General features: G+C 72.3%; 23 protein-coding genes. 16 read left to right on the plus strand and 7 right to left on the minus strand.

The features are described from left to right. Position 1: 1 nt before the first annotated feature. The 4 genes from HD601_RS12630 to HD601_RS12645 all read left to right on the plus strand — a co-directional run bounded on the left by HD601_RS12630 (position 2) and on the right by HD601_RS12645 (position 2,271). Positions 2 to 406 carry a thioredoxin domain-containing protein gene (locus HD601_RS12630; protein WP_184822369.1) on the plus strand — a complete coding sequence of 135 codons (405 nt, stop codon included), beginning with the start codon at positions 2 to 4 and terminating at the stop codon, positions 404 to 406. Positions 407 to 679: 273 nt separating this feature from the next. Then, positions 680 to 1,123 (plus strand): DUF4395 domain-containing protein, encoded by a 444-nt coding sequence (locus HD601_RS12635; protein WP_184822372.1) that lies wholly within the window; start codon positions 680 to 682, stop codon positions 1,121 to 1,123. Then, the gene (locus HD601_RS12640; protein WP_184822374.1) at positions 1,120 to 1,968 is read left to right on the plus strand and encodes a sulfurtransferase; all 849 of its coding nucleotides are present in this window, start codon (positions 1,120 to 1,122) and stop codon (positions 1,966 to 1,968) included. The genes HD601_RS12635 and HD601_RS12640 overlap by 4 nt, the downstream gene beginning before the upstream one ends. Before the next feature lie 6 nt (positions 1,969 to 1,974). After that, positions 1,975 to 2,271 carry a DUF1416 domain-containing protein gene (locus HD601_RS12645; RefSeq protein WP_184822376.1) on the plus strand — a complete coding sequence of 99 codons (297 nt, stop codon included), beginning with the start codon at positions 1,975 to 1,977 and terminating at the stop codon, positions 2,269 to 2,271. Positions 2,272 to 2,469: 198 nt separating this feature from the next. Here HD601_RS12645 and HD601_RS12650 read toward each other — a convergent pair whose 3' ends face one another. Beyond that, positions 2,470 to 2,832 (minus strand): DsrE family protein, encoded by a 363-nt coding sequence (locus tag HD601_RS12650; protein ID WP_184822378.1) that lies wholly within the window; start codon positions 2,830 to 2,832, stop codon positions 2,470 to 2,472. 43 nt (positions 2,833 to 2,875) lie between these two features. On the opposite strand from HD601_RS12650, the gene HD601_RS12655 reads away from it, so the two are divergent. The 3 genes from HD601_RS12655 (at position 2,876) to ygfZ (ending at position 4,951) form a co-directional block, all read left to right on the plus strand. Next, positions 2,876 to 3,304, plus strand: coding sequence for a YybH family protein (locus tag HD601_RS12655; protein WP_184822381.1), 429 nt, complete (start codon positions 2,876 to 2,878; stop codon positions 3,302 to 3,304). 118 nt (positions 3,305 to 3,422) lie between these two features. After that, positions 3,423 to 3,941, plus strand: coding sequence for a heme-binding beta-barrel domain-containing protein (locus HD601_RS12660; protein WP_184822382.1), 519 nt, complete (start codon positions 3,423 to 3,425; stop codon positions 3,939 to 3,941). A 29-nt stretch (positions 3,942 to 3,970) separates the two neighbouring features. Further along, complete coding sequence (gene ygfZ / locus HD601_RS12665) at positions 3,971 to 4,951, plus strand: CAF17-like 4Fe-4S cluster assembly/insertion protein YgfZ (RefSeq protein ID WP_184822383.1); 981 nt, start codon at positions 3,971 to 3,973, stop codon at positions 4,949 to 4,951. A gap of 10 nt (positions 4,952 to 4,961) precedes the next feature. Here the strand turns inward: ygfZ and HD601_RS12670 are convergent, their stop codons facing one another. Both HD601_RS12670 and dtd read right to left on the minus strand, forming a co-directional pair. Then, entirely contained in the window at positions 4,962 to 5,807 is an 846-nt protein-coding gene (locus HD601_RS12670; RefSeq protein ID WP_184822384.1) for an NAD-dependent epimerase/dehydratase family protein, read from the minus strand. Between the two features lie 19 nt (positions 5,808 to 5,826). Further along, on the minus strand, positions 5,827 to 6,273 hold the full coding sequence (gene dtd / locus HD601_RS12675) for a D-aminoacyl-tRNA deacylase (protein ID WP_184822385.1): 447 nt from the start codon (positions 6,271 to 6,273) through the stop codon (positions 5,827 to 5,829). An 89-nt stretch (positions 6,274 to 6,362) separates the two neighbouring features. On the opposite strand from dtd, the gene HD601_RS12680 reads away from it, so the two are divergent. The 3 genes from HD601_RS12680 (at position 6,363) to HD601_RS12690 (ending at position 8,513) form a co-directional block, all read left to right on the plus strand. After that, complete coding sequence (locus HD601_RS12680) at positions 6,363 to 7,118, plus strand: SDR family NAD(P)-dependent oxidoreductase (protein ID WP_184822386.1); 756 nt, start codon at positions 6,363 to 6,365, stop codon at positions 7,116 to 7,118. A 70-nt stretch (positions 7,119 to 7,188) separates the two neighbouring features. Next, entirely contained in the window at positions 7,189 to 8,148 is a 960-nt protein-coding gene (locus HD601_RS12685; protein WP_184822387.1) for an asparaginase, read from the plus strand. A gap of 56 nt (positions 8,149 to 8,204) precedes the next feature. Beyond that, entirely contained in the window at positions 8,205 to 8,513 is a 309-nt protein-coding gene (locus tag HD601_RS12690) for a DUF6247 family protein (RefSeq protein WP_184822389.1), read from the plus strand. A 94-nt stretch (positions 8,514 to 8,607) separates the two neighbouring features. Here HD601_RS12690 and HD601_RS12695 read toward each other — a convergent pair whose 3' ends face one another. Beyond that, the gene (locus HD601_RS12695) at positions 8,608 to 9,870 is read right to left on the minus strand and encodes an APC family permease (RefSeq protein ID WP_343076404.1); all 1,263 of its coding nucleotides are present in this window, start codon (positions 9,868 to 9,870) and stop codon (positions 8,608 to 8,610) included. Between the two features lie 104 nt (positions 9,871 to 9,974). On the opposite strand from HD601_RS12695, the gene HD601_RS12700 reads away from it, so the two are divergent. The 4 genes from HD601_RS12700 (at position 9,975) to HD601_RS12715 (ending at position 12,959) form a co-directional block, all read left to right on the plus strand. Continuing rightward, entirely contained in the window at positions 9,975 to 11,294 is a 1,320-nt protein-coding gene (locus tag HD601_RS12700) for a glycoside hydrolase family 15 protein (protein WP_184822391.1), read from the plus strand. A gap of 410 nt (positions 11,295 to 11,704) precedes the next feature. Then, positions 11,705 to 12,064, plus strand: a complete 360-nt coding sequence (locus HD601_RS12705) for a helix-turn-helix domain-containing protein (RefSeq protein ID WP_184822393.1) — start codon at positions 11,705 to 11,707, stop codon at positions 12,062 to 12,064. Positions 12,065 to 12,069: 5 nt separating this feature from the next. Continuing rightward, positions 12,070 to 12,549 (plus strand): hypothetical protein, encoded by a 480-nt coding sequence (locus HD601_RS12710; RefSeq protein WP_184822395.1) that lies wholly within the window; start codon positions 12,070 to 12,072, stop codon positions 12,547 to 12,549. 71 nt (positions 12,550 to 12,620) lie between these two features. Continuing rightward, positions 12,621 to 12,959: a DUF2516 family protein gene (locus tag HD601_RS12715; protein WP_184822397.1), complete on the plus strand. Its 339-nt coding sequence runs from the start codon at positions 12,621 to 12,623 to the stop codon at positions 12,957 to 12,959. On the opposite strand, the gene HD601_RS12720 is transcribed toward HD601_RS12715, so the two are convergent. Continuing rightward, a complete protein-coding gene (locus HD601_RS12720; protein ID WP_184822399.1) occupies positions 12,944 to 14,035 on the minus strand; it encodes a serine hydrolase in 1,092 nt (363 codons plus the stop codon). The genes HD601_RS12715 and HD601_RS12720 overlap by 16 nt on opposite strands. A 237-nt stretch (positions 14,036 to 14,272) precedes the next feature. On the opposite strand from HD601_RS12720, the gene HD601_RS12725 reads away from it, so the two are divergent. Next, positions 14,273 to 16,819 carry an ATP-dependent Clp protease ATP-binding subunit gene (locus HD601_RS12725; protein WP_184822401.1) on the plus strand — a complete coding sequence of 849 codons (2,547 nt, stop codon included), beginning with the start codon at positions 14,273 to 14,275 and terminating at the stop codon, positions 16,817 to 16,819. Between the two features lie 65 nt (positions 16,820 to 16,884). Here HD601_RS12725 and HD601_RS12730 read toward each other — a convergent pair whose 3' ends face one another. Beyond that, positions 16,885 to 17,256 carry a hypothetical protein gene (locus tag HD601_RS12730; protein ID WP_184822403.1) on the minus strand — a complete coding sequence of 124 codons (372 nt, stop codon included), beginning with the start codon at positions 17,254 to 17,256 and terminating at the stop codon, positions 16,885 to 16,887. A gap of 163 nt (positions 17,257 to 17,419) precedes the next feature. Between HD601_RS12730 and HD601_RS12735 the strand changes: the two genes are divergently transcribed. Then, the gene (locus tag HD601_RS12735) at positions 17,420 to 18,160 is read left to right on the plus strand and encodes an HAD-IIA family hydrolase (RefSeq protein WP_184829768.1); all 741 of its coding nucleotides are present in this window, start codon (positions 17,420 to 17,422) and stop codon (positions 18,158 to 18,160) included. Here the strand turns inward: HD601_RS12735 and HD601_RS12740 are convergent. Beyond that, positions 18,144 to 19,859, minus strand: a complete 1,716-nt coding sequence (locus HD601_RS12740) for a serine hydrolase (protein WP_221440892.1) — start codon at positions 19,857 to 19,859, stop codon at positions 18,144 to 18,146. The genes HD601_RS12735 and HD601_RS12740 overlap by 17 nt on opposite strands. Between the last annotated feature and the right edge of the window lie 17 nt (positions 19,860 to 19,876).

The following is a 19,876-nucleotide window of genomic DNA, read 5'->3' on the forward strand; positions in this document are numbered from 1 at the left end:
CGTGACAGGACTGGTGGTCGTCGTCGCCGTGCTCGCGGCCGCCACGGCGTTCGGGCTGTGGCGGCGGTCCCGCGACGGCCGGGTGGTGGAGGCGAAGGTGAGCGACGAGTTGCTGGGCCCGGACGTCCTCGGGGCGCCGCTGGGCTCCAGGGCCACGCTGGTGCAGTTCTCGACGGCGTTCTGCCAGCCGTGCCGGGCGGCCCGCGCCACGCTGGCGCACGTCGCCGCAGACACCGACGGCGTCGTCCACGTCGAGATCGACGCCGAGCACCATCTCGACCTCGTCCGGCGCTTGAACATCCTGCGCACGCCCACCACGCTGGTCCTCGACGGCGACGGCCGCATCGTCCGGCGGGCCACCGGCGCGCCGCGGCTGGCGGACGTCCGAGCCGCGCTTCCCGCGTGACCACGCCCGATTTGGCCGGATCGCGAGACGACATATCTCGTCATTTGATACGGACGGTGACGTAGAGGTTGCGTGACCGTACGCTCGTCTCCATGTTCCGCACAGAGCTCTGGAAGCGTCGCGCGATCGACTTCGGTCGCGCCGCGTCCATGCTCTGTCGCCTTCCCTGACGGGGAACGGCCCCGCTCCGCGCGCACGGCCGCCTTCGCGCCGCCTCACGCCGCGCCGCCGTTCCTGACGATCACATCCCGTTCCGTCCACGTCAGGAGGACCATGCCGACTCGCATCGACCCCCGCGGTCCCCGGTTCGCGGCCACCCTCACCACCGTCGTGCTCGCGATCGTGCTGGTCACCGGCAGCGTCTGGCTGCTGGCGCTGCAAGGCCTGGTGTTCGCGGCCGGCGCGGTCCTCGGACTGCAGCGGGCGCCGTACGGCCTGCTCTACGCGACGCTCGTCCGGCCCCGGCTCGGTCCGCCCGGAGAGCTCGAGGACGCCACGCCGCCGCGGTTCGCCCAGGCCGTCGGGCTGGTGTTCGCCGTCGCCGGCGTCATCGCCCTCGCGGCCGGGCTGACCACTGTCGCGTACGTCGCCGTAGGGGCCGCCCTGGCCGCGGCCTTCCTGAACGCCGCCTTCGGCTTCTGCCTGGGCTGTGAGATCTACCTCGCCTTCCGGCGTCTGTTCCCATCCACACCACACACCACGGAGGTCGCGTCATGAGCCGCGAGTCCAGCCTCGTCTCGGCCGACTGGGTCGAGCAGAACCTCGACAACCCGAAGGTGGTGCTCGTCGAGGTCGACGAGGACACCGCCGCCTACGACAAGAACCACATCCGCGGCGCCGTGAAGCTCAACTGGTCGACCGACCTGCGCGACCCGGTCCGCCGCGACTTCGTGAACAAGGAGCAGTTCGAGGCCCTCCTCGGCAGCCACGGCATCGGCAACGACGACACCGTCGTGCTCTACGGCGGCAACAACAACTGGTTCGCCGCGTACGCGTTCTGGTACTTCAAGGTCTACGGCCACGCCGACGTCCGCCTGCTCGACGGCGGCCGCAAGATCTGGGAGCTCGAGAGCCGCGAGCTCGTCGACGCCGTCCCGGCGCGCGAGGCCACCACCTACACGGCCCAGGCCCCGGACAACTCGATCCGCGCGTTCCGCGACGAGGTCGTCGCCGCCATCGGCAACCAGAACCTGGTCGACGTCCGCTCGCCCGACGAGTACGCCGGCCGGCTGCTCGCCCCGGCGCACCTGCCGCAGGAGGTCTCGCAGGTGCCCGGCCACATCCCGACGTCGGTGAACGTCCCGTGGAGCAAGGCGGCCAACGACGACGGCACCTTCCGCTCCGACGACGAGCTGCGCGCCCTGTACGGCGAGGTCGGCTTCGACTTCGACAAGGACACCATCGCCCTGTGCCGGATCGGCGAGCGCTCCTCGCACACCTGGTTCGTGCTGCGCGAGATCCTCGGCGTGCAGAACGTCAAGAACTACGACGGCTCCTGGACCGAGTACGGCTCGCTGGTCGGCGTGCCGGTCGCTCTCGGCGACGAGCCCGGAACGGCCTGATCACCCATGTGCGGAGCCACTGCGGGCGGAGTCTCGCTGGACGGAGTCGATGTGACCACCCAGACCGTCATCCAGGGCGTCGTCCAGCGTGACGACGCGCCCCTCGCGGGCGCGTACGTGCGGCTGCTCGACTCGACCGGCGAGTTCACCGCCGAGGTCCCGACCAGCGCCACGGGCCAGTTCCGGTTCTTCGCCGCCCCGGGCCGCTGGACGGTGCGCACCCTCGCGCCGGGCGCCGAGACCGTCGACCGCGCCGTCGTCGCCGACGTCGGCGTCACCGATGTCGAGGTGCGCGTCGGCTGAGGTACTCACTCTCTGAATGATCACGCACGAACGGGGCCGGCTCTCGCCGGCCCCGTTCGTATGCTGCTGCTCGATCCACCGGCCGCTTTCCATGATCATCAACGATTCACCACACCATAGGGGGTCGAATCGTTGATGATCATGGAGAAGAGCAGGTAGAACGGGCCTCTCCGGGCCGGGGTTTCTGCTGCTCGACCGTCAGTAGACGAGGGCCTGGACGCCGTCGGCCATGATCTCCTCGACGAAGGTGGGGGCGCCGGCGATCCGGACGCCCTCGAGGACGTCGTCCGGGCCGATGTCGCGGCGGGCGGCGCACTGGGTGCACAGCGTCACCGTGCCGCCGGCCAGCAGGGCGTCCAGCAGGTCGGGCAGCGGCGCGGCGTGCGGCAGCTCGAACTCGGCGGCCTTGCCGGGCAGGGCGAACCAGGCCGACTCGCCGGTCAGCCAGAGCGACACCGTCGCGCCCGCCGCGAGCGCCGTCGTCGCGACAGTGAACGCCTGCGAGCACCGCTCCGGGGCGTCGGCGCCGGCGGTGACCTTGACCACGAGGGTGCGCTCCATGGGGTCAGCCTGACATCCCGACGGGCAGTGTCGTCAGAGGGGTATGGACACCACTGAGATCGCTACCTTCCTGGAGGACCGCTCCGAGGCGATCCGCTCCCGCGACCTGGACCGGCTGCTCTCCTTCTACGCTCCGGACATCGTCTACTTCGACGTCGTGCCGCCGTTGTACTACGCCGGAATCGAGGCGATGCGTGGCCGGTTCGCGGACTGGTTCGCCCGCTGGGCGGGGCCGATCGGCCAGGACGTCCGCGATTTGCACGTCGAGGCGGGCGGCGACGTCGCCGCGGCGCACATGCTGATCCGGACCAGCGGCACTCTGGCCGCCGGCCCGGAGGTCGGCTACTGGGTCCGGGCGACCGACGTCCTGCGGCGGGCGGCGGGCGGCTGGGCGATCGCGCACGAGCACGTCTCGCTGCCGGTCGAGTTCCCCGCCGGGACGGCGGCAATGGACCTGAAACCGACCCGATAGACTCCGGGCGTGCTCGAACTCGTCTTCACCAGCATCCTCGTCCTGGTCACGGCCGCTGCCGGCCTCATGGGCGTCCTCGTGGTCTACAAGCTCTTCAAGGGTCAGGCCTGAGTCCGTCGTGATCGAGATCCCCGACGACCTCCATCCGGCCTGTCTGCCGGTCGCCTGGCTGCTCGGCCGCTGGGAGGGCGCCGGCCTCGGCGACTACCCGACCATCGAGGCGTTCCGGTTCGGCCAGGAGGTCGAGTTCACGTACGTCCCGGACAAGCCGTTCCTGTCCTACCGCAGCCGCAGCTGGATCCTCGACGAGGACGGCAACCTGGTGCGGCCCGCGGCGCGCGAGACCGGGTACTGGCGGCCGCAGGAGAACGACGAGATCGAGGTCCTGCTCACGCACCCGACGGGATTCGTCGAGATCTACATCGGTCAGACGGAGCCGGCCCGGGTCGAGATCTCCACCCGCGGCGTGCTGAAGACCGAGACCGCGAAGGACTACCGCACCGGTCACCGGCTGTACGGCCTGGTCAACGGCGCGCTCATGTACGTCTATCAGATGTCGGCCATGGGCCACGAGCTGCAGCCGCACCTGTCGGCCGAGCTCAAGCGCGTCACCGGCGCGCTGGACGCCCGGGACTGATTCCGCCCTTCCGGGTGTTCGATAGAGACATGGACGCCTACCGCAGCCCGCTGCTGGCCACGCCCGGAGCCGTCGCGGCCACCGAGCCCGACGAGGGCGTGGCGGGGCACTACGGCGACCCGTTCCGCGAGCAGCGCCGGCTGGCCGCGGGCGAGGGCACGGTCGACCTCTCGCACCGGGCCGTCATGCGGGTGGGCGGGCCCGACCGGCTGACCTGGCTGCACCAGCTGCTCACCCAGCACCTGGAGCGCCTGGCACCGCGCCAGGCGACCTCCGCGCTGGTCCTCGACGCCAACGGCCGGGTCGAGCACGCGCTGTACGGGGTCGACGACGGCGAGAGCTTCTGGTTCCACACCGAGCCGGCGTCGGCCGAGCCGCTGCGCGAGTACCTCGAGAAGATGAAGTTCTGGTCCCAGGTCGAGATCGCCGACGTGACCGATGAGTACGCCGTCGTGTGGGAGCCGGTCGCCACCGCCGCGGACAGTCACCTGAGCCGGGTCACCGAGCGCGGCCGCGACGTCTTCGTCCCGCGGGCCGAGCTGGCCGCGTACGCCGCCGGCACCGAGCTCGCCGGCGTGTGGGCGTACGAGGCGCTGCGCATCGAGGCGCACGAGCCGCGGGCCGGCCTCGACACCGACGACCGCACCATCCCGCACGAGGTCGGCTGGATCGGCACCGCCGTCCACCTCGACAAGGGCTGCTACCGCGGCCAGGAGACCGTCGCCCGGGTGCACACGCTGGGACGGCCGCCGCGCCGCCTGGTGCTGCTGCACCTCGACGGCTCGGTCGACACGCTCCCCGAGCACGGCGCCCCCGTCGAGCTCGACGGGCGCACCGTCGGCACCGTCGGCTCGGCCGCCCGCCACCACGAGCTGGGCCCGGTCGCGCTCGCCGTCGTCAAGCGGAGCACGCCCGTCGACGCCGAGCTGCTGGCCGGCGGCGTGGCGGCCGCCCAGGAGGTCGTCGTCGACCCCGAGGTCGGCCTGCACGTCCGGACCCAGCTGCGCTGACGCTCGCCCGTCAGGCGGTGCGCCAGCCGAACTGGGGCTCGTAGCCGAGTACCCGGCGGGCCTTCTCGATCGACAGCAGCGTCTCGTGGTCGCCGAACTCGCGGCGGCGCTCGACGCCGGGGAAGACCTCGTCGAGCAGCTCGCCGTTGGGCCGTTCCATGACTGTGTCGGCGTTGGCGATGACGAACACGTCGGCGCCGGTCAGCGGGGCCTCGAGTGCGAGCCGGATCGCCTGCGCGGCGTCGCGGGCGTCGATGTAGCCCCACAGGTTCCACTTGCGCCGCAGCGCGTCGTCCTGGAACGAGGCGAACCGGGCGTAGTCCTCGGGGTCCATGACGTTCGACAGCCGCAGCCCGATCATCTTCTGCTCCGGGTCCCACCGGCAGAACTGCTCGGCCATGGTCTCGCCGACCAGTTTCGACAGCGAGTACGCGGTCTCGGGCCGGCCCGGGTACTCCTCGTCGACGGGGACGTACGGCGGCGGGGTGTCGAACGGCAGCCCGAGCACCGTCTCGCTGGACGCCCACACGACGTTCTTGATGCCGAGCCGGCGGGCCGCCTCGAACACGTTGTACGTGCTCAGCGTGTTCACCGAGAACGTGACGGGGTTCGGCGCCAGCCCCGGCGCGCGGATCGCGGCCAGGTGCACGATGCCCGTCACGTCGGAGATCCGGTCGTCGATGCCGGCGAACGCGGCCACCGTCTGCCCGTAGTCGGTGAGGTCGACGCGGCTGTGCCGGACCGACGGGTCGGCCGGCGGCGCCAGGTCGACCGAGACGACGTCGTAGCCGTGCGCCGTCAGGTCCGCGACGCAGGCGCGTCCGGCCTGGCCGCTGCCACCGGTGACGATGATCATGTGCGTGTCCTTTCGAGGGTCAGGCGTCGAGGATCAGGGTCACCGGGCCGTCGTTGACCAGGCTGACCCGCATGTCGGCGCCGAAGACGCCGGTCTCGACAGACGCGCCGAGCCCGCGCAACGCTGCGACGAACTCGGCCACGAGCGGCTCGGACACCGGTCCCGGCGCGGCGGCGCCCCAGGAAGGACGGCGGCCCTTCGCGGTGTCGGCGTAGAGCGTGAACTGGCTGACGACGAGGATCGGCGCGCCGACGTCGGACGCGGACCTCTCGTCGGCGAGGATCCGCAGGCCCCAGACCTTGCGGGCCAGCCGGGCCGCGGTGTCGCCGTCGTCGTCGTGGGTCACGCCGACGAGGACCAGCAGGCCCTGCCCGGCCGGGCCCCGGCCGTCGGGGTCGATCGCGCCGACGACGGTCCCGTCGACCGACACCGAGGCCGACGTCACCCGCTGCACGACCGCTCGCATGTCCCGAATCGTCGCACGCCCGGGTTCACGCCAACGCGGCGGCCGATTGCCGCCAGCATCCGCCGTCGGGCCGCCGGAGCATCGAGGGCATGAACACGCACACGCACACCCCCTTGGACGGCCGGGTCGCGATGGTCGTCGGCGGCAGCCGCGGCATCGGCGCGGCGGTCGTCCGCCGGCTGGCCCGCGACGGCGCCGACGTCGGCTTCACCTACCTGCGCGACTCCGCCGCGGCGGAGACGGTGGTGAAGGCGGTCGAGGCGGCCGGACGGCGGGCGCTCGCCCTGCCCGTCGACAGCGCCGACGCCGAGGCGCTGGCTGCCGCCGTCGACGCCGTCGCGGATCGGTTCGGCCGGCTGGACATCCTGGTCAACAGCGCCGCGCTCTACCCCGTCGGGCCGATCGACGAGCTCGGCGTCGAGGAGTTCGACCGCACCGTCGCGGTCAACGTCCGGGCGCCGTTCGTGGCGTCGACGGCGGCCGCGCGGCACATGACCGGCGGCGGCAGCATCGTCACCATCGGCAGCCTCGTCGCCGACCGGACGGTGTTCCCCGGCTACGGGCTCTACTCGATGAGCAAGACGGCTCTGGTCGGGCTGACCAAGGGGCTGGCCCGCGACCTCGGCGGCCGGGGCATCCGGGCCACCCTGGTGCACCCCGGGCCCACGGACACCGACCTCAACCCTGCGGACGGGCCGTACTCGGACGTCATCCGGTCGCACACGGCGCTCGGCCGATACGCCGGCCCGGACGAGATCGCCGCCACCGTCGCGCACCTCGCCGGCGACGAGGGCCGCTTCATCACCGGGACGTCGGTGCTGGTGGACGGCGGTTTCACGGTCTGACGGCGCGGGCGGTCGCTCCCTCGTGACAGGATCGTCGCACCGAATGGCGACGTGAAGGCGAGGGAGCGACATGCACGCGGGCGACGCCGTCCTGGTGGCAGAAGTGGTCCGATCGGGGCTCGTCGAGTCCCGGCACCGGGGATCCGTCGTGGGTCTGAACGCCGACGGGACCGCCGCATTCGCCGTCGGGGCCACCGAAGCACCCATGTACCCGCGGTCGTCGAACAAGCCGGCCCAGGCCGCCGCCATGCTCCGGCTCGGGCTGCCGCTCGACGGCGAGCTGCTCGCGCTGGCGGCGGCGAGCCACTCCGGCGAGCCGTTCCACCTCGACGGCGTGCGTCGCATCCTGGCCCTCGGCGGCCTCGACGTGCCGGCGCTGCGGAACACGCCGGGCTACCCGATCGACCCCGAGACCATGGTCGCGTACGTCCGCCAAGGCGGCGAGCCGTCGTCGCTGACGGCCGACTGCTCCGGCAAGCACGCCGCCATGCTGCTCACCTGCGTCGTCAACTCGTGGCCGACCGACGGGTACCTCGATCCGGCCCACCCGCTGCAGGCCGCGATCGGTGCGACCGTGGCGGAGCTGGCCGGCGAGGCGGTCGCCCGCACGGGGGTCGACGGCTGTGGCGCGCCCCTGTTCGCCGTCACCCTCACCGGGCTGGCGCGGATGTTCCGCTCGCTCGCGCTGGCGGAGCCGGGGACCCCGGAACGTCGCGTCGTCGACGCGATCCAGGCGCACCCCGAGTACACCAGCGGCAGCACCCGCGACGAGGCCGAGCTGATCGGCGGCGTGCCCGGCCTGTTCTGCAAGGCCGGCGCCGAGGCCGTGCTGGCGGGCGCCCTCGACGACGGCCGCGCGTTCGCCCTGAAGATCGACGACGGCGGCTTCCGCGCCCGCACGGTCGTCATGGTCGCCGCCCTCCAGCGCCTCGGCGTCGACGCCCCGGTGCTCGACAAGCTCGCCACCGCCCCCGTCCTCGGCGGCGGTGTCCCCGTCGGCGACCTCCGCGTCGCCATCGACTGGAACTGATCGACGCGCGGGTCAGTCCTCGGGCCGGACCGGCCCAGTCTCGCTATGGTGGTGTCATGACCGCGACCGCTGAATCCTGGGGCGAGCTGCCCGGGCCGGTCGCGCCCAGTGCCATCCGTGCCGCGCTCCCACCCCAGGAGGCGGGCGAGTTCGACCGCGAGTACCGCCGCGCCATGGCCGAAGCGACCGAGTCGCTCGACCTCACGGGCGTTCTGACAATGCTCCGGCGCTGGCAGCGCGTGGTGTGGTCCGCTCAGGACCCCCAATCCCATCGGCGCATGCTCGATCACGCCGACCGGCTGTCCAGGGGCCAGGACGTTCCCACCGAGCCGTGGGAGACGACGAAGGCGCGGCTGTGCCTCTGACGTGTACGCCGTAGAGACGGTCGGCGAGGTCCTGGATCAGATCGCCGCCCTGCCGAAGGGCGTACTGCCGGGGTGCTCTGGCTGGGCTGACCGTTCACGCCGGTGCGGAGCGGCGCCGCAGGAGCCGCCACAGGAGCATGACGACGGCGAGGACGGCGGCGCCGATCGCGACGGTCCGCCAGGGGAGCGACAGCGCGAGCAGCACGCACGAGACCAGCCCGATCGCCGACAGCCAACGCGGCCAGCGTCGTTCGGCCGCCGCCAGCCGCCAGGCGGCCGCGTTGGCCACCGCGTAGTAGACGAGCACCGCGAAGGCGCTGGCCGCGAGCGTCGTCGCGAGGTCGCCGACCAGCACGAACAGCACCGTCACGACCGCGGAGGCGAGCTCGGCGCGGTGCGGCACCCGGCGCCGCGCATGCACGGCCGCCAGCGCCCGGGGCAGATCGCCGGACGAGGCCATGGCGAACGCCGTCCGCCCGACGCCGGCCTGCAGCGACAGCAGCGCGCCGAGTGCCGCCACCGCGGCCGCGGCCACGACCACCGGTTCCAGCCAGCCGGCCCCCGCGGCCGCCGCGACCGCGCGCAGCGGGTCCGCGGCTGCCGCCGTCCCCGAGGCGCCGAGCACCAGCAGCACCGTCAGCCCGACCACCGCATACAGCACCAGCACCGCCGCCAGCGTGACGACGACGGCGCGGGGGATCGAGGCCGGCTCGCGGACCTCCTCGCCCAGGGTCGTGATGCGGGCGTAGCCGGCGAATGCGTAGAACAGCACCGCCGCCGAGCCCAGCACGCCCAGCAGGCCGCCCGACGAGACGCCGGACGACCAGCCCGACGCCACCCCCGCGCCGCCCAGCCCGGTGACTACGACCACCGCCAGCACCACCACGACCACGCCGACCAGCACCGCGCCCACCCGCGCCGTCTTCGTCACGCCCGCCAGGTTGACCGCCGTCACCGCCACGACCGCCGCCAGCGCGACCGCCAGGTCCTGCGACGGCCACAGGTACGCCCCGGCCGCGAGCGCCGCCGTCGCGCACGACGCGGACTTGCCCAGCACGAACGCGTAGCCGGCCAGCGCGCCCCAGACCTCGCCCAGCCGCAGCCGCCCGAAGTGGTAGGCGCCGCCGGCCTGCGGGTGCACCGCCGCGAGCTGCGCCGTCGACGTGGCGTTGCAGAAGGCGACGAACGCGGCGATCGCCAGCCCGGTCAGCAGCCAGGCGCCCGCGGCCTCGGCCGCCGGCTGCCAGGCGACGAAGACGCCGGTGCCGATCATGGCGCCGAGGCCGACGGCGACGGCGTCGCGGGTGCCGAGGCGGCGGGCCAGTCGCGAGTCCGGCGGTGGGGTCGATGGGCTCACGGCACCATCATCGACACCAGCCCCAACGTCGGGCGAACGAAGGGCGTCCGAACCGTGACCCGGCAGCAAACGTCCGAGAGGTCTGGACCACGTACGCTGGTGTCGTGCGATCGTCCCGCCGCCTCGCGTGGCGCATTGGGCTCCCGGCGGTGATCCTCGTCATCGCCGCACTCAGCATGGCCCCGACCCGTGGGACGGTTCTGCAGCTGCGCGCCGACGGCGTCATGGTCGAGCCGGACGGTGGCGTGGCGACGGTGCCGGCCGACTCCGGCGCGGCGTTCATCCCCGGCACCAGCGTGCTCAGCAGCGCGAACCGGGCCGATCCCGCCACCGCCGCCCGCATCGACGCCGACCGCGACTGGCTGGCCGACGGCGTCATCCCCGGCCACGGCACCCGCTACCACGCCATGTCCGAGCGGGCGCTGCTCGACCTCCGCGCGCTGACCTCGCCGACGGGCGCGCTCATGGCCGCGCCGGTCACCGCCTGGAAGCACGTCTGGCCGCGCGACGCGTCGTTCGCGGCCGCCGCGTACGCCGTCACCGGCCACGACCGCGAGGCCGCCGACGTGCTCGGATTCCTTGCCCGCGTGGCCCCGTGGGACGGCGAGTGGGAGGCCCGCTACCTCGCCGACGGCTCCGGCCCGCCCGACGACCGCCCGAAGCAGCTCGACAGCGCCGGCTGGGTGCTCTGGGCCGTGTGGCTGGTGTCGCGCGAGGTCGAGCCCGACGTCGCGGCCGAGATCCTCGAGGAGCTGCGCCCCGCGGTCATCGTTTCGGCCAACGCCCTGGTCCGGTCCCTCGACGACGACGGGCTGCCGGAGCCGTCGTCGGACTACTGGGAGAAGGACGAGTCCGACCTCACGCTCGGCGTGGCCGCGCCGGTCTCGCTCGGCCTGCGCGCGGCCCTGGCCCTCGCCCCGCTCATGGGTGTCGAGGACCCGTTCGTGTGGGACAACGCCGCCCGCCGCCTCGACGACGCCATCGAGCGCGAGTTCGGCCGGCACGGCTACCCGCGCACCCTGCCCGACGGCGGCGCCGACGCCGCGGTCACCTTCCTCGCCCCGCCGTTCGCCCCGGCGACGCCGCAGGTCACCGATGCCGTGCGGGCGACGGAGATCGCGCTGCGGGTACCCAACGGCGGCCACCGCCCCGGCGAGGCCTGGCGCAAGGACGTCGACGTCGCGTGGACCCCCGAGACCGCGCTGCTCGCGCTGGCCATGGCCGGCAACGGCGACTCCGCCGACGCCGACCGGCTGCTGACCTTCCTCGACACCTACCGCACGCCGCTCGGCTCGCTGCCCGAGAAGGTCGACGCCGAGGCCACACCGGCCTCCGTCGCACCGCTGGCCTGGACGTCGTCGCTGGTCCTGCTCACGCTGGCCGAGCTCGAGCGCGGCCTCCCGGTCGTCCCCGCCGCTCCCTAGCCGACGCTCACGTGGCGACGCCTCGCAATCCGGCGCACGCCCGGGAATCCGACGCTTGCGGTCCGGATCTGGCAGCTATGCGCCGGATTCCGGGGTGTCCGCCGGTTCGCGGGCAGGAGCCTGGAAATGCGGGCCTGTCCGGGATCACAGGCGCACGTGGCGGGCCTGGAGGGTCACCTTGTACCGCAGCGCCTGCATGCTGCTCGCCATGATCAGCGCGACGGCGGTGGGCACCCCGCGCGGCATGGGCCGTTACCGGCCGCCGTGGCCCGGGCGGTCGGGGTCCGCGTACGGGACCTGCCGCTGACGCCGTCGTCGATCGTCGCCGCCATCGAACGTGACGAGGCTCGCTAGCGCCGAGTTAGCATAGCGCTTGCATTTGCTTGCAAAAGTTAGCTACCGTCGAGTACATGACGAAGGCCGGGATCGGCGAGTTCCTCCGCGAGCAGCGGCGCACCGCGCAGCTGTCGCTGCGGCAGCTGTCCGACCTCGCCGGCGTCAGCAACCCGTACCTGAGCCAGATCGAGCGCGGCCTGCGCAAGCCGTCGGCCGAGGTGCTCCAGCAGATCGCCAAGGCGCTGCGGATCTCCTCCGAGGCGCTCTACGTCCGGGCCGGCCTGCTGGACGAACCCAGCGGTGACCACAGCGTCGAGGACGCCGTCCTGGCCGACCCGCACCTCGACGAGCAGCAGAAGCGTGCGCTGCTCGACGTGTACGCGTCGTTCCGCGCCGCCACCAGCGCGCGGCACGGCACCGAGAGAGAAGGTTGATGGAGATGTCTGCCACCGAGACCAACGAGACCACCGAGGCCAACGCCGACCGCAAGCCGCTCTTCGCGGCCGCCGGTGCTGCCGACGCGGCCGTCGAGGCGCTGCGCCACCTGCCGGGTCGCGTCGCCGAGGCCGTCAACGACGAGAAGCTGCGTGCCGAGTTCCGCACCCGCTTCGCCGACCTCCCCGCCGACGTCAAGGCGTTCCGCGAGGGCCTGCCGGACCTGCTGCTCACGGCGCAGGCCAAGGCCGCCGACCTCCCGCAGAAGGTCCGCGAGCTGCTGACCGAGGCCGGTCGCGAGGCCGGCAAGGCCTACGACGGCTTCGCCACCCGCGGCGAGGGCGTCGTCACCAAGCTCCGCGCCGAGTACGGCCCGTCGGTCGAGACCGCCGTCGCGAACCTGCGCGGCAAGGTCGCCGACGCCGCCGACGAGGTCGCCGGGATCACCGAGAAGGCCGCCGACGACCTCAAGACCAAGCGCTGACCTCGGCGCACACCGGGAGTCGCCGCCGTTCCGACGGTGGTGACTCCCGGTCGATCACGTAGAGTGGCGCCATGGGCCCCAACGCTTTCGGTGACTTCCAGTCCTGGATCCTGGTGCTGCTGGGCGTCGGCGCACTGGGGCTGAAGGGGTTCGCCTTCGTCGACGCGCTCCGCGTGCCGCAGCAGGCCTTCCCCGCCGCGGGCAAGTGGAGCAAGACCATCTGGCTGTGCATCCTCGGCGTGGCCACGCTGGTCGAGATCGCGCTCTTCCCGTCGCCGCTGTTCTTCGTGAACCTGCTCGGCGTGGTCGGCGCGGCCGTCTACCTCGTTGACGTCCGCCCGGCGGTGCGCCAGTACCGCGGCGGCCGGCGCGGCTCCAACACCCACGACGGCCCCTACGGCCCCTGGTGATCTTCCAGTAGGTCGAACGCGTCCTCGCCCAGCCGGAAGTACGCCTCGCTGTCGGACAGCGCGTCCGCGTCCGGCGACGCCGCCTGCATGACGAAGACGTAGCGCTCGCCGTCGGCCCGCTCCCCGAACCACGACGCCGTCAGCACCCCTGGTGCGCTGCCGCCCTTGAAGGCGACGTACGGCCAGGCCTCGCGGTCGATCGTCACGCCCCGGTTGTGGCCCAGCACCGACCGCAGCACCTGCGTCGTCCCGGTGGACCAGCCGGGGCCGTGCAGCGCCGCCAGCGCCGAGCAGACGTCGCCCGCCGAGCCGAACCAGTCGATCCCGGATTCCCACGCCGGGTCCTCGATGTCGCGGCCGCTCACCCGCAGCGGTCCGCCGGGCAGCGCCGTCAGGATCCGCAGCCGCGCCGCCGCCCCCGCCCGGGCCCAGTCGTCGCGCAGGTCCTGTGCGCCCCAGCCGAGGGTGAAGAACTCGCGCGTGGTGAGGAACGGCTCGTTCAGCCCGGGGCGGGCGTGCCCCAGCGCCGTCATCGCCTCCTCGACGGCCCGCCGGCCGACGTGGTCGATGAGCAGGTCGGCAGCGGTGTTGTCGCTGACGGAGATCATCTTGGCCGCCGCCAGCGACACCGGCACCTCGGACCCGTCGGGCAGGTCCTGCAGCTCGCCGGACGGCAGGCTGCGCAGACTCCCGCTCATGGTGAGCTCGTCGTCCCAGCCCAGCTCGCCGGCGTCGGCGGCGGCCGCCACCGCGCCCAGCACGTACAGCTTGAAGATCGACGCGAGCGGCCGCGGCGTCCCGGGGTCGAGCTCCGCCACCGGGACGCACGTGCCGTCGTCAGCGACCCGTGCCGCCAGCATGCCGACGTCGGCGTCCAGCGCCTCGAGCCGGCCGCGGAGCTCGTCCCACGACCCGGCCGGCGTGGGGGCCGGCGACGGCGTGGGCTGCGCCACCGTGGGCCCCACCTGGGCGATGCCGGACGGCGACGGGCTCTCTTCCGGGACGGGATCGGCGCTGCTCCCGCAACCCGCCGCCACTGCCGCCGTCACGGCGAGGAAGACCACCGTCCGGCGCATCGGGCCACTCTACGGAACTTCGCCCGCAGCGAACTCAGGGGCCAAGGCGGCTATCGAGTGGAACATCGGGTACCCGGCGTGGTGTTCTTGCAGGCACAGTAAGGACAGAAGGATCCGCCGCCGCCGTCTCGCTCACAGAGCACCGCGCAGAGGGAACCGGCCGGCGGATATAGCATCGAATGGTCAGATGTGGAGTCCCCGTCTCCACAGCCGACCGCTCGGCAAGGAGCGCCACTGATGTTCGAGAGGTTTACCGACCGCGCGAGGCGTGTTGTCGTCCTGGCCCAAGAAGAGGCCCGGATGCTCAACCACAACTACATCGGCACCGAGCACATCCTCCTGGGCCTCATCCACGAGGGCGAGGGTGTGGCGGCGAAGGCGCTCGAGAGTCTCGGCATCTCGCTCGAGGCCGTGCGTCAACAGGTCGAAGAGATCATCGGCCAGGGCCAGCAGGCGCCGAGCGGGCACATCCCGTTCACGCCGCGGGCCAAGAAGGTGCTCGAGCTGAGCCTGCGCGAGGCGCTGCAGCTCGGCCACAACTACATCGGCACCGAGCACATCCTGCTCGGCCTCATCCGCGAGGGCGAGGGCGTCGCAGCCCAGGTCCTGGTGAAGCTCGGCGCCGACCTCAACCGCGTCCGCCAGCAGGTCATCCAGCTGCTGTCGGGCTACCAGGGCGGCAAGGAGGCGGCCACCGCCGGTGCCGGCCCCCAGGGCGAGGCGCCGTCCAGCTCGCTCGTTCTCGACCAGTTCGGCCGCAACCTGACCCAGGCCGCCCGCGAGGGCAAGCTCGACCCGGTCATCGGCCGCGAGAAGGAGATCGAGCGGGTCATGCAGGTGCTGTCCCGCCGTACCAAGAACAACCCCGTGCTCATCGGCGAGCCCGGCGTCGGCAAGACCGCCGTCGTCGAGGGTCTGTCGCAGGCCATCGTCAAGGGCGAGGTGCCCGAGACCCTGAAGGACCGGCACGTCTACACGCTCGACCTCGGCGCGCTGGTGGCGGGCTCCCGCTACCGCGGTGACTTCGAGGAGCGGCTGAAGAAGGTCCTGAAGGAGATCCGCACCCGCGGCGACATCATCCTGTTCATCGACGAGATCCACACCCTCGTCGGGGCGGGTGCCGCCGAGGGCGCCATCGACGCCGCGTCGATCCTCAAGCCCATGCTGGCCCGGGGCGAGCTGCAGACCATCGGCGCCACCACGCTCGACGAGTACCGCAAGTACGTCGAGAAGGACGCCGCCCTCGAGCGCCGGTTCCAGCCCATCCAGGTGCAGGAGCCGACCCTCGCGCACACCATCGAGATCCTCAAGGGTCTGCGCGACCGCTACGAGGCGCACCACCGGGTCTCCATCACCGACGGCGCCCTGGTGGCGGCGGCGCAGCTGGCCGACCGCTACATCTCCGACCGGTACCTGCCGGACAAGGCGATCGACCTCATCGACGAGGCCGGGGCGCGGCTGCGCATCCGTCGCATGACGGCGCCGCCGGACCTGCGCGAGTTCGACGAGCGCATCGCCGAGGTGCGGCGCGAGAAGGAGTCCGCGATCGACTCGCAGGACTTCGAGAAGGCCGCGTCGCTGCGCGACAAGGAGAAGCAGCTCATCGCGCAGAAGATCGAGCGCGAGAAGCAGTGGAAGGCCGGCGACCTCGACGTCGTCGCCGAGGTCGACGACGAGCTGATCGCCGAGGTGCTGGCGTTCTCGACCGGCATCCCGGTCTTCAAGCTCACCGAGGAAGAGACCTCCCGCCTGCTCCACATGGAGGACGAGCTGCACAAGCGGATCATCGGCCAGGAGGACGCCATCTCGGCGCTGTCCAAGTCGATCCGCCGTACGCGCGCCGGCCTCAAGGACCCGAAGCGTCCCGGTGGCTCGTTCATCTTCGCCGGCCCGTCCGGTGTCGGTAAGACCGAGCTGTCCAAGACGCTGGCCGAGTTCCTGTTCGGCGACGAGTCCGCGCTCATCCAGCTCGACATGAGCGAGTTCTCCGAGAAGCACACCGTCTCGCGACTGTTCGGCTCCCCGCCCGGCTACGTCGGGTACGAAGAGGGCGGCCAGCTGACCGAGAAGGTGCGCCGGCGTCCGTTCTCGGTCGTGCTCTTCGATGAGGTCGAGAAGGCCCACCCCGACATCTTCAACTCGCTGTTGCAGGTGCTCGAGGACGGCCGGCTCACCGACGCGCAGGGCCGGGTCGTGGACTTCAAGAACACCGTGATCATCATGACCACGAACCTGGGGACCCGCGACATCGCCAAGGGCGTCAACCTCGGCTTCTCCGCGGCCGACGACACCGGCGGCAGCTACGACCGCATGAAGGCCAAGGTCACCGAGGAGCTCAAGCAGCACTTCCGGCCCGAGTTCCTCAACCGTGTCGACGACATCGTCGTGTTCCACCAGCTGACCCAGGACGAGGTGCTGCGCATCGTCGACCTGCGGATCGCCGAGCTGGACGAGCGGCTGCGCGACAAGGACATGGGCCTCGAGCTCACGCAGGCGGCCAAGGAGCTGCTGGCGAAGAAGGGCTTCGACCCCGTGCTGGGCGCCCGGCCGCTGCGCCGGACCATCCAGCGCGAGATCGAGGACACCCTGTCGGAGAAGATCCTCTTCGGCGACCTCAAGGCGGGCGAGCTCGTCCTGGTCGACGTCGAGGGCGAGGGCACCGAGGCGAAGTTCACCTTCACCGGCAGCCCGAAGTCCGAGCTGGCCGAGGTGGCCACGCCGGTCGGCGCCGGCGCCGCCAGCGGCACGGCGGCGGCCACGAAGGGCGACAAGACGTCGTCGTGAGACGCGCCTGACGCAGAACGGCCCCGGAGCGAGCGCTCCGGGGCCGTTTCGCGTGCGGGTCGAACTCAGCTCAGCTCGATGTCGCACTCGTCCTGGACGTGCTGCTCGATGTTCTCCAGCGCGGTGTCCATGTCCGCGGTCGACTCCGGGTCGGTCGGCGCCTCGCCGGCGGCGAACGACTCGAATGCCGAGGTCAGGGTCTCCCAGTCGCCCTTGATGTCGTCGGGAGCGGCATCGGTGATGTCGCGGAACGTGGACGTGATCTCGTCCATCGCCTCCGGGTCGGTGGGGTCGGCCTCGGTCAGGCTGCTGTTCTCCTCGGCGCCCGAGATGAGGTCGCAGTACTCCGAACCGCTGTCGCTGCTGCACGCCGTCAGCGCCAGCACGAGGGCGGCCGCCGCGCCGAGCATCGGAACGGTCCTGGTGGTACGGGTCATGGCTATGTACTCCTGAGTGGTGTCGTATTCGGGCAAACCCCGGCGACAGTACCCGATCGGCGGCTCCGGCCGTCGGCGATTCGGACAGGGTGTGACCGACAGGGCGTTCGCTCCCTAGGGTGGACCCGTGAGCGACCGTGAGATCGAGTGCTGGCTGACCGACATGGACGGCGTCCTCGTGCACGAGGACCGCGCGATCCCCGGGGCGGCGGACTTCCTGCGCCGCCTCGCCGACCGTGAGCGCCGCTTCCTGGTGCTGACCAACAACTCCATCTACACCCCGCGCGACCTCGCCGCACGGCTGGCGCGCAGCGGCCTCGAGCTGCCCGAGGGGGCCATCTGGACCTCGGCGCTGGCGACGGCGCAGTTCCTCGACGACCAGCACCCCGGCGGCACGGCGTACGTCATCGGCGAGGCCGGGCTGACGACGGCGCTGCACGAGATCGGCTACGTGCTCACCGACACCAAGCCCGACTACGTGGTGCTGGGCGAGACCCGCACGTACTCGTTCGAGGCGATCACCAAGGCGATCCGGCTCATCGGCGAGGGTGCGCGGTTCATCGCCACCAACCCCGACTCCACCGGCCCCTCGCAGGACGGGCCGCTGCCGGCCACGGGCGCCGTCGCCGCCATGATCACCCGGGCGACCGGCCGCGACCCGTACTACGTGGGCAAGCCGAACCCGATGATGTTTCGCAGCGCCATGAACCGCATCGAGGCGCACTCCGAGATGACGGCCATGGTCGGCGACCGCATGGACACCGACGTCGTCGCGGGCATGGAGGCCGGCCTGCGCACCTACCTGGTGCTGACCGGCTCCACGTCCCGCGCCGACATCGGCCGCTTCCCGTTCCAGCCCAACCACGTCATGAACTCGGTGGCCGACCTCATCGACCTGATCTGACCCAGCCCTCGGCCTCGAACCGCTCGGGGTGCCGCTCGCCGTCGAACACCGGCTTGCCGCGCGTGCGCACCTTGACGCCGTCGACGTAGACGCCGCGGCCCTCGTAGAGCGCATCCGTGACGTAGCGCCAGCGCAGGACGGTGTCGCCGTCGCCGCGGACGCCGGCGCGCACGGTCCACCACTGCCGGCCCTGGTAGCCGCTGATGACGCCGTCGGCGGCCTCGACGCGGTCGCGTCCGGCCCGGGCGGTGAAGGGCACCGGCGTCCAGGTGGCGCCGTCGTCGGCGGACATCTCCAGGGTGAGCCGATCGGTCGACTCGGTGTCGACGAACAGGTCGAACAGCAGCGTCGAGCTGCCGGAGAGCTCGAGGGGCAGGCTCAGTGTCGACGTGGTCGCGTCGCCCTCGTGCGCCCGCCAGGCGTCGTCGCCGGCGCGTGGCTCGACGGCGAGCGCGTAGGCCAGCTCGTGTGCCACGGCGCGCCGGGCCGGGTTGATGGTGCCCCAGTTGCGCGACGGGTGCACGCGGTTGGTCAGCAGGATGACGAACGAGCGCGACTGCGGATCGATGACCAGGCTCGTTCCGGTGAACCCGGTGTGCCCGGCCGTCTTCGGCGCCGTCAGCGCGTCCATGAGCCAACGCTGGTTCAGCTCGAAGCCCATGCCGTGCGCGTTGCCGGGGAACTCGGTGTTCACGTCGGTGATCAACGCCTCGACCGACTCCGGCCGCAGGATCCGCTCGCCGCCGTAGGCGCCCCCGTTGAGGATCGCCTGCGCCAGCCGGGCGAGGTCCTGCGCGGTGCCGAACAGCCCGGCGTGCCCGGCGACGCCGTTCAGCGACCAGGCGTTCTCGTCGTGCACCTCGCCGTGGACGATGCCGCGCGGCGGTGCGGACTGGAACTCCGTCGCCGCGATCCGGTCCCGCTTCGCCGCCGGCGGGTTGTACCCGGTGTCGGTCATGCCGAGCGGCCCGGTGACGCCGTCGCGGACCAGCGCGTCGAGCGGCCGGCCGGTGACCTCCTCGGCGATCATCCCGGCGGTGATCATGTTGAGGTCGGAGTAGAGGTACGTGGTGCCGGGCGGGTTGGCCGGCGTCGTCTCCATCACGGCCGCCAGCCGCGCCTCAGGGGTGGGCCAGCGGCTCCACAGCGGCAGCCACGACACCAGCCCGCTGGTGTGCGTCAGCAGCTGCTCGACGGTGATCTCGCCCTTGCCGTTCGCGGCGAACGCCGGCAGGTAGTCGACGACGGGCGCGTCCAGGTCGACGCGGCCCGCCTCGACCTGCTGCATGATGACGATCGTCGTGAACAGCTTCGACACCGAGGCCAGGTCGTAGATCGTGTCGGTGGCGGCCGGGATCCACTGGTCCCGCGGCAGCTCGGCGCCGGCGCCGTCGGCGAAGCGCAGCGCCCAGCCGGCGGCGTCCTCGGCGACGACCCTGCCGTCGTGCGCGGCCAGTACCGTCATGCCCGAGTAGAGCGGATGGGTCTGGCCGGGCGGCGTCTCGGTGTACGACGCGGCGCGCTCGACCAGCGCCCCGATCCGGTCCGGGTCGAGGCCCAGGTCGGCGGGGTCGGCCGGGCGCAGCGTCGTGCGCGCGGACATGAAGTCGTCGTGCCGGTCGTCGAACCGGCCGGCGTCGCCGTCGGCGCTCGCCGGCGCGGCGGCACCGGAGCCGAGCAAGGCGGCGAGAACGGTCACGAGGACGATTCTGCGCC

The sequence above is a fragment of the Jiangella mangrovi genome (assembly GCF_014204975.1).
GTDB classification, from domain to species: domain Bacteria; phylum Actinomycetota; class Actinomycetes; order Jiangellales; family Jiangellaceae; genus Jiangella; species Jiangella mangrovi.

Excerpts from the sequence above, each read along its gene's own strand:
- HD601_RS12635 (WP_184822372.1), top strand. The coding sequence starts at position 680 with ATGCCGACTCGCATCGACCCCCGCGGTCCCCGGTTCGCGGCCACCCTC.
- HD601_RS12640 (WP_184822374.1), top strand. The coding sequence starts at position 1,120 with ATGAGCCGCGAGTCCAGCCTCGTCTCGGCCGACTGGGTCGAGCAGAAC.
- HD601_RS12645 (WP_184822376.1), top strand. The coding sequence starts at position 1,975 with ATGTGCGGAGCCACTGCGGGCGGAGTCTCGCTGGACGGAGTCGATGTG.
- HD601_RS12650 (WP_184822378.1), bottom strand. The coding sequence starts at position 2,832 with ATGGAGCGCACCCTCGTGGTCAAGGTCACCGCCGGCGCCGACGCCCCG.
- HD601_RS12655 (WP_184822381.1), top strand. The coding sequence starts at position 2,876 with ATGGACACCACTGAGATCGCTACCTTCCTGGAGGACCGCTCCGAGGCG.
- ygfZ (WP_184822383.1), top strand. The coding sequence starts at position 3,971 with ATGGACGCCTACCGCAGCCCGCTGCTGGCCACGCCCGGAGCCGTCGCG.
- HD601_RS12670 (WP_184822384.1), bottom strand. The coding sequence starts at position 5,807 with ATGATCATCGTCACCGGTGGCAGCGGCCAGGCCGGACGCGCCTGCGTC.
- dtd (WP_184822385.1), bottom strand. The coding sequence starts at position 6,273 with ATGCGAGCGGTCGTGCAGCGGGTGACGTCGGCCTCGGTGTCGGTCGAC.
- HD601_RS12680 (WP_184822386.1), top strand. The coding sequence starts at position 6,363 with ATGAACACGCACACGCACACCCCCTTGGACGGCCGGGTCGCGATGGTC.
- HD601_RS12685 (WP_184822387.1), top strand. The coding sequence starts at position 7,189 with ATGCACGCGGGCGACGCCGTCCTGGTGGCAGAAGTGGTCCGATCGGGG.
- HD601_RS12690 (WP_184822389.1), top strand. The coding sequence starts at position 8,205 with ATGACCGCGACCGCTGAATCCTGGGGCGAGCTGCCCGGGCCGGTCGCG.
- HD601_RS12705 (WP_184822393.1), top strand. The coding sequence starts at position 11,705 with ATGACGAAGGCCGGGATCGGCGAGTTCCTCCGCGAGCAGCGGCGCACC.
- HD601_RS12710 (WP_184822395.1), top strand. The coding sequence starts at position 12,070 with ATGTCTGCCACCGAGACCAACGAGACCACCGAGGCCAACGCCGACCGC.
- HD601_RS12715 (WP_184822397.1), top strand. The coding sequence starts at position 12,621 with ATGGGCCCCAACGCTTTCGGTGACTTCCAGTCCTGGATCCTGGTGCTG.
- HD601_RS12720 (WP_184822399.1), bottom strand. The coding sequence starts at position 14,035 with ATGCGCCGGACGGTGGTCTTCCTCGCCGTGACGGCGGCAGTGGCGGCG.
- HD601_RS12725 (WP_184822401.1), top strand. The coding sequence starts at position 14,273 with ATGTTCGAGAGGTTTACCGACCGCGCGAGGCGTGTTGTCGTCCTGGCC.
- HD601_RS12730 (WP_184822403.1), bottom strand. The coding sequence starts at position 17,256 with ATGACCCGTACCACCAGGACCGTTCCGATGCTCGGCGCGGCGGCCGCC.
- HD601_RS12735 (WP_184829768.1), top strand. The coding sequence starts at position 17,420 with ATGGACGGCGTCCTCGTGCACGAGGACCGCGCGATCCCCGGGGCGGCG.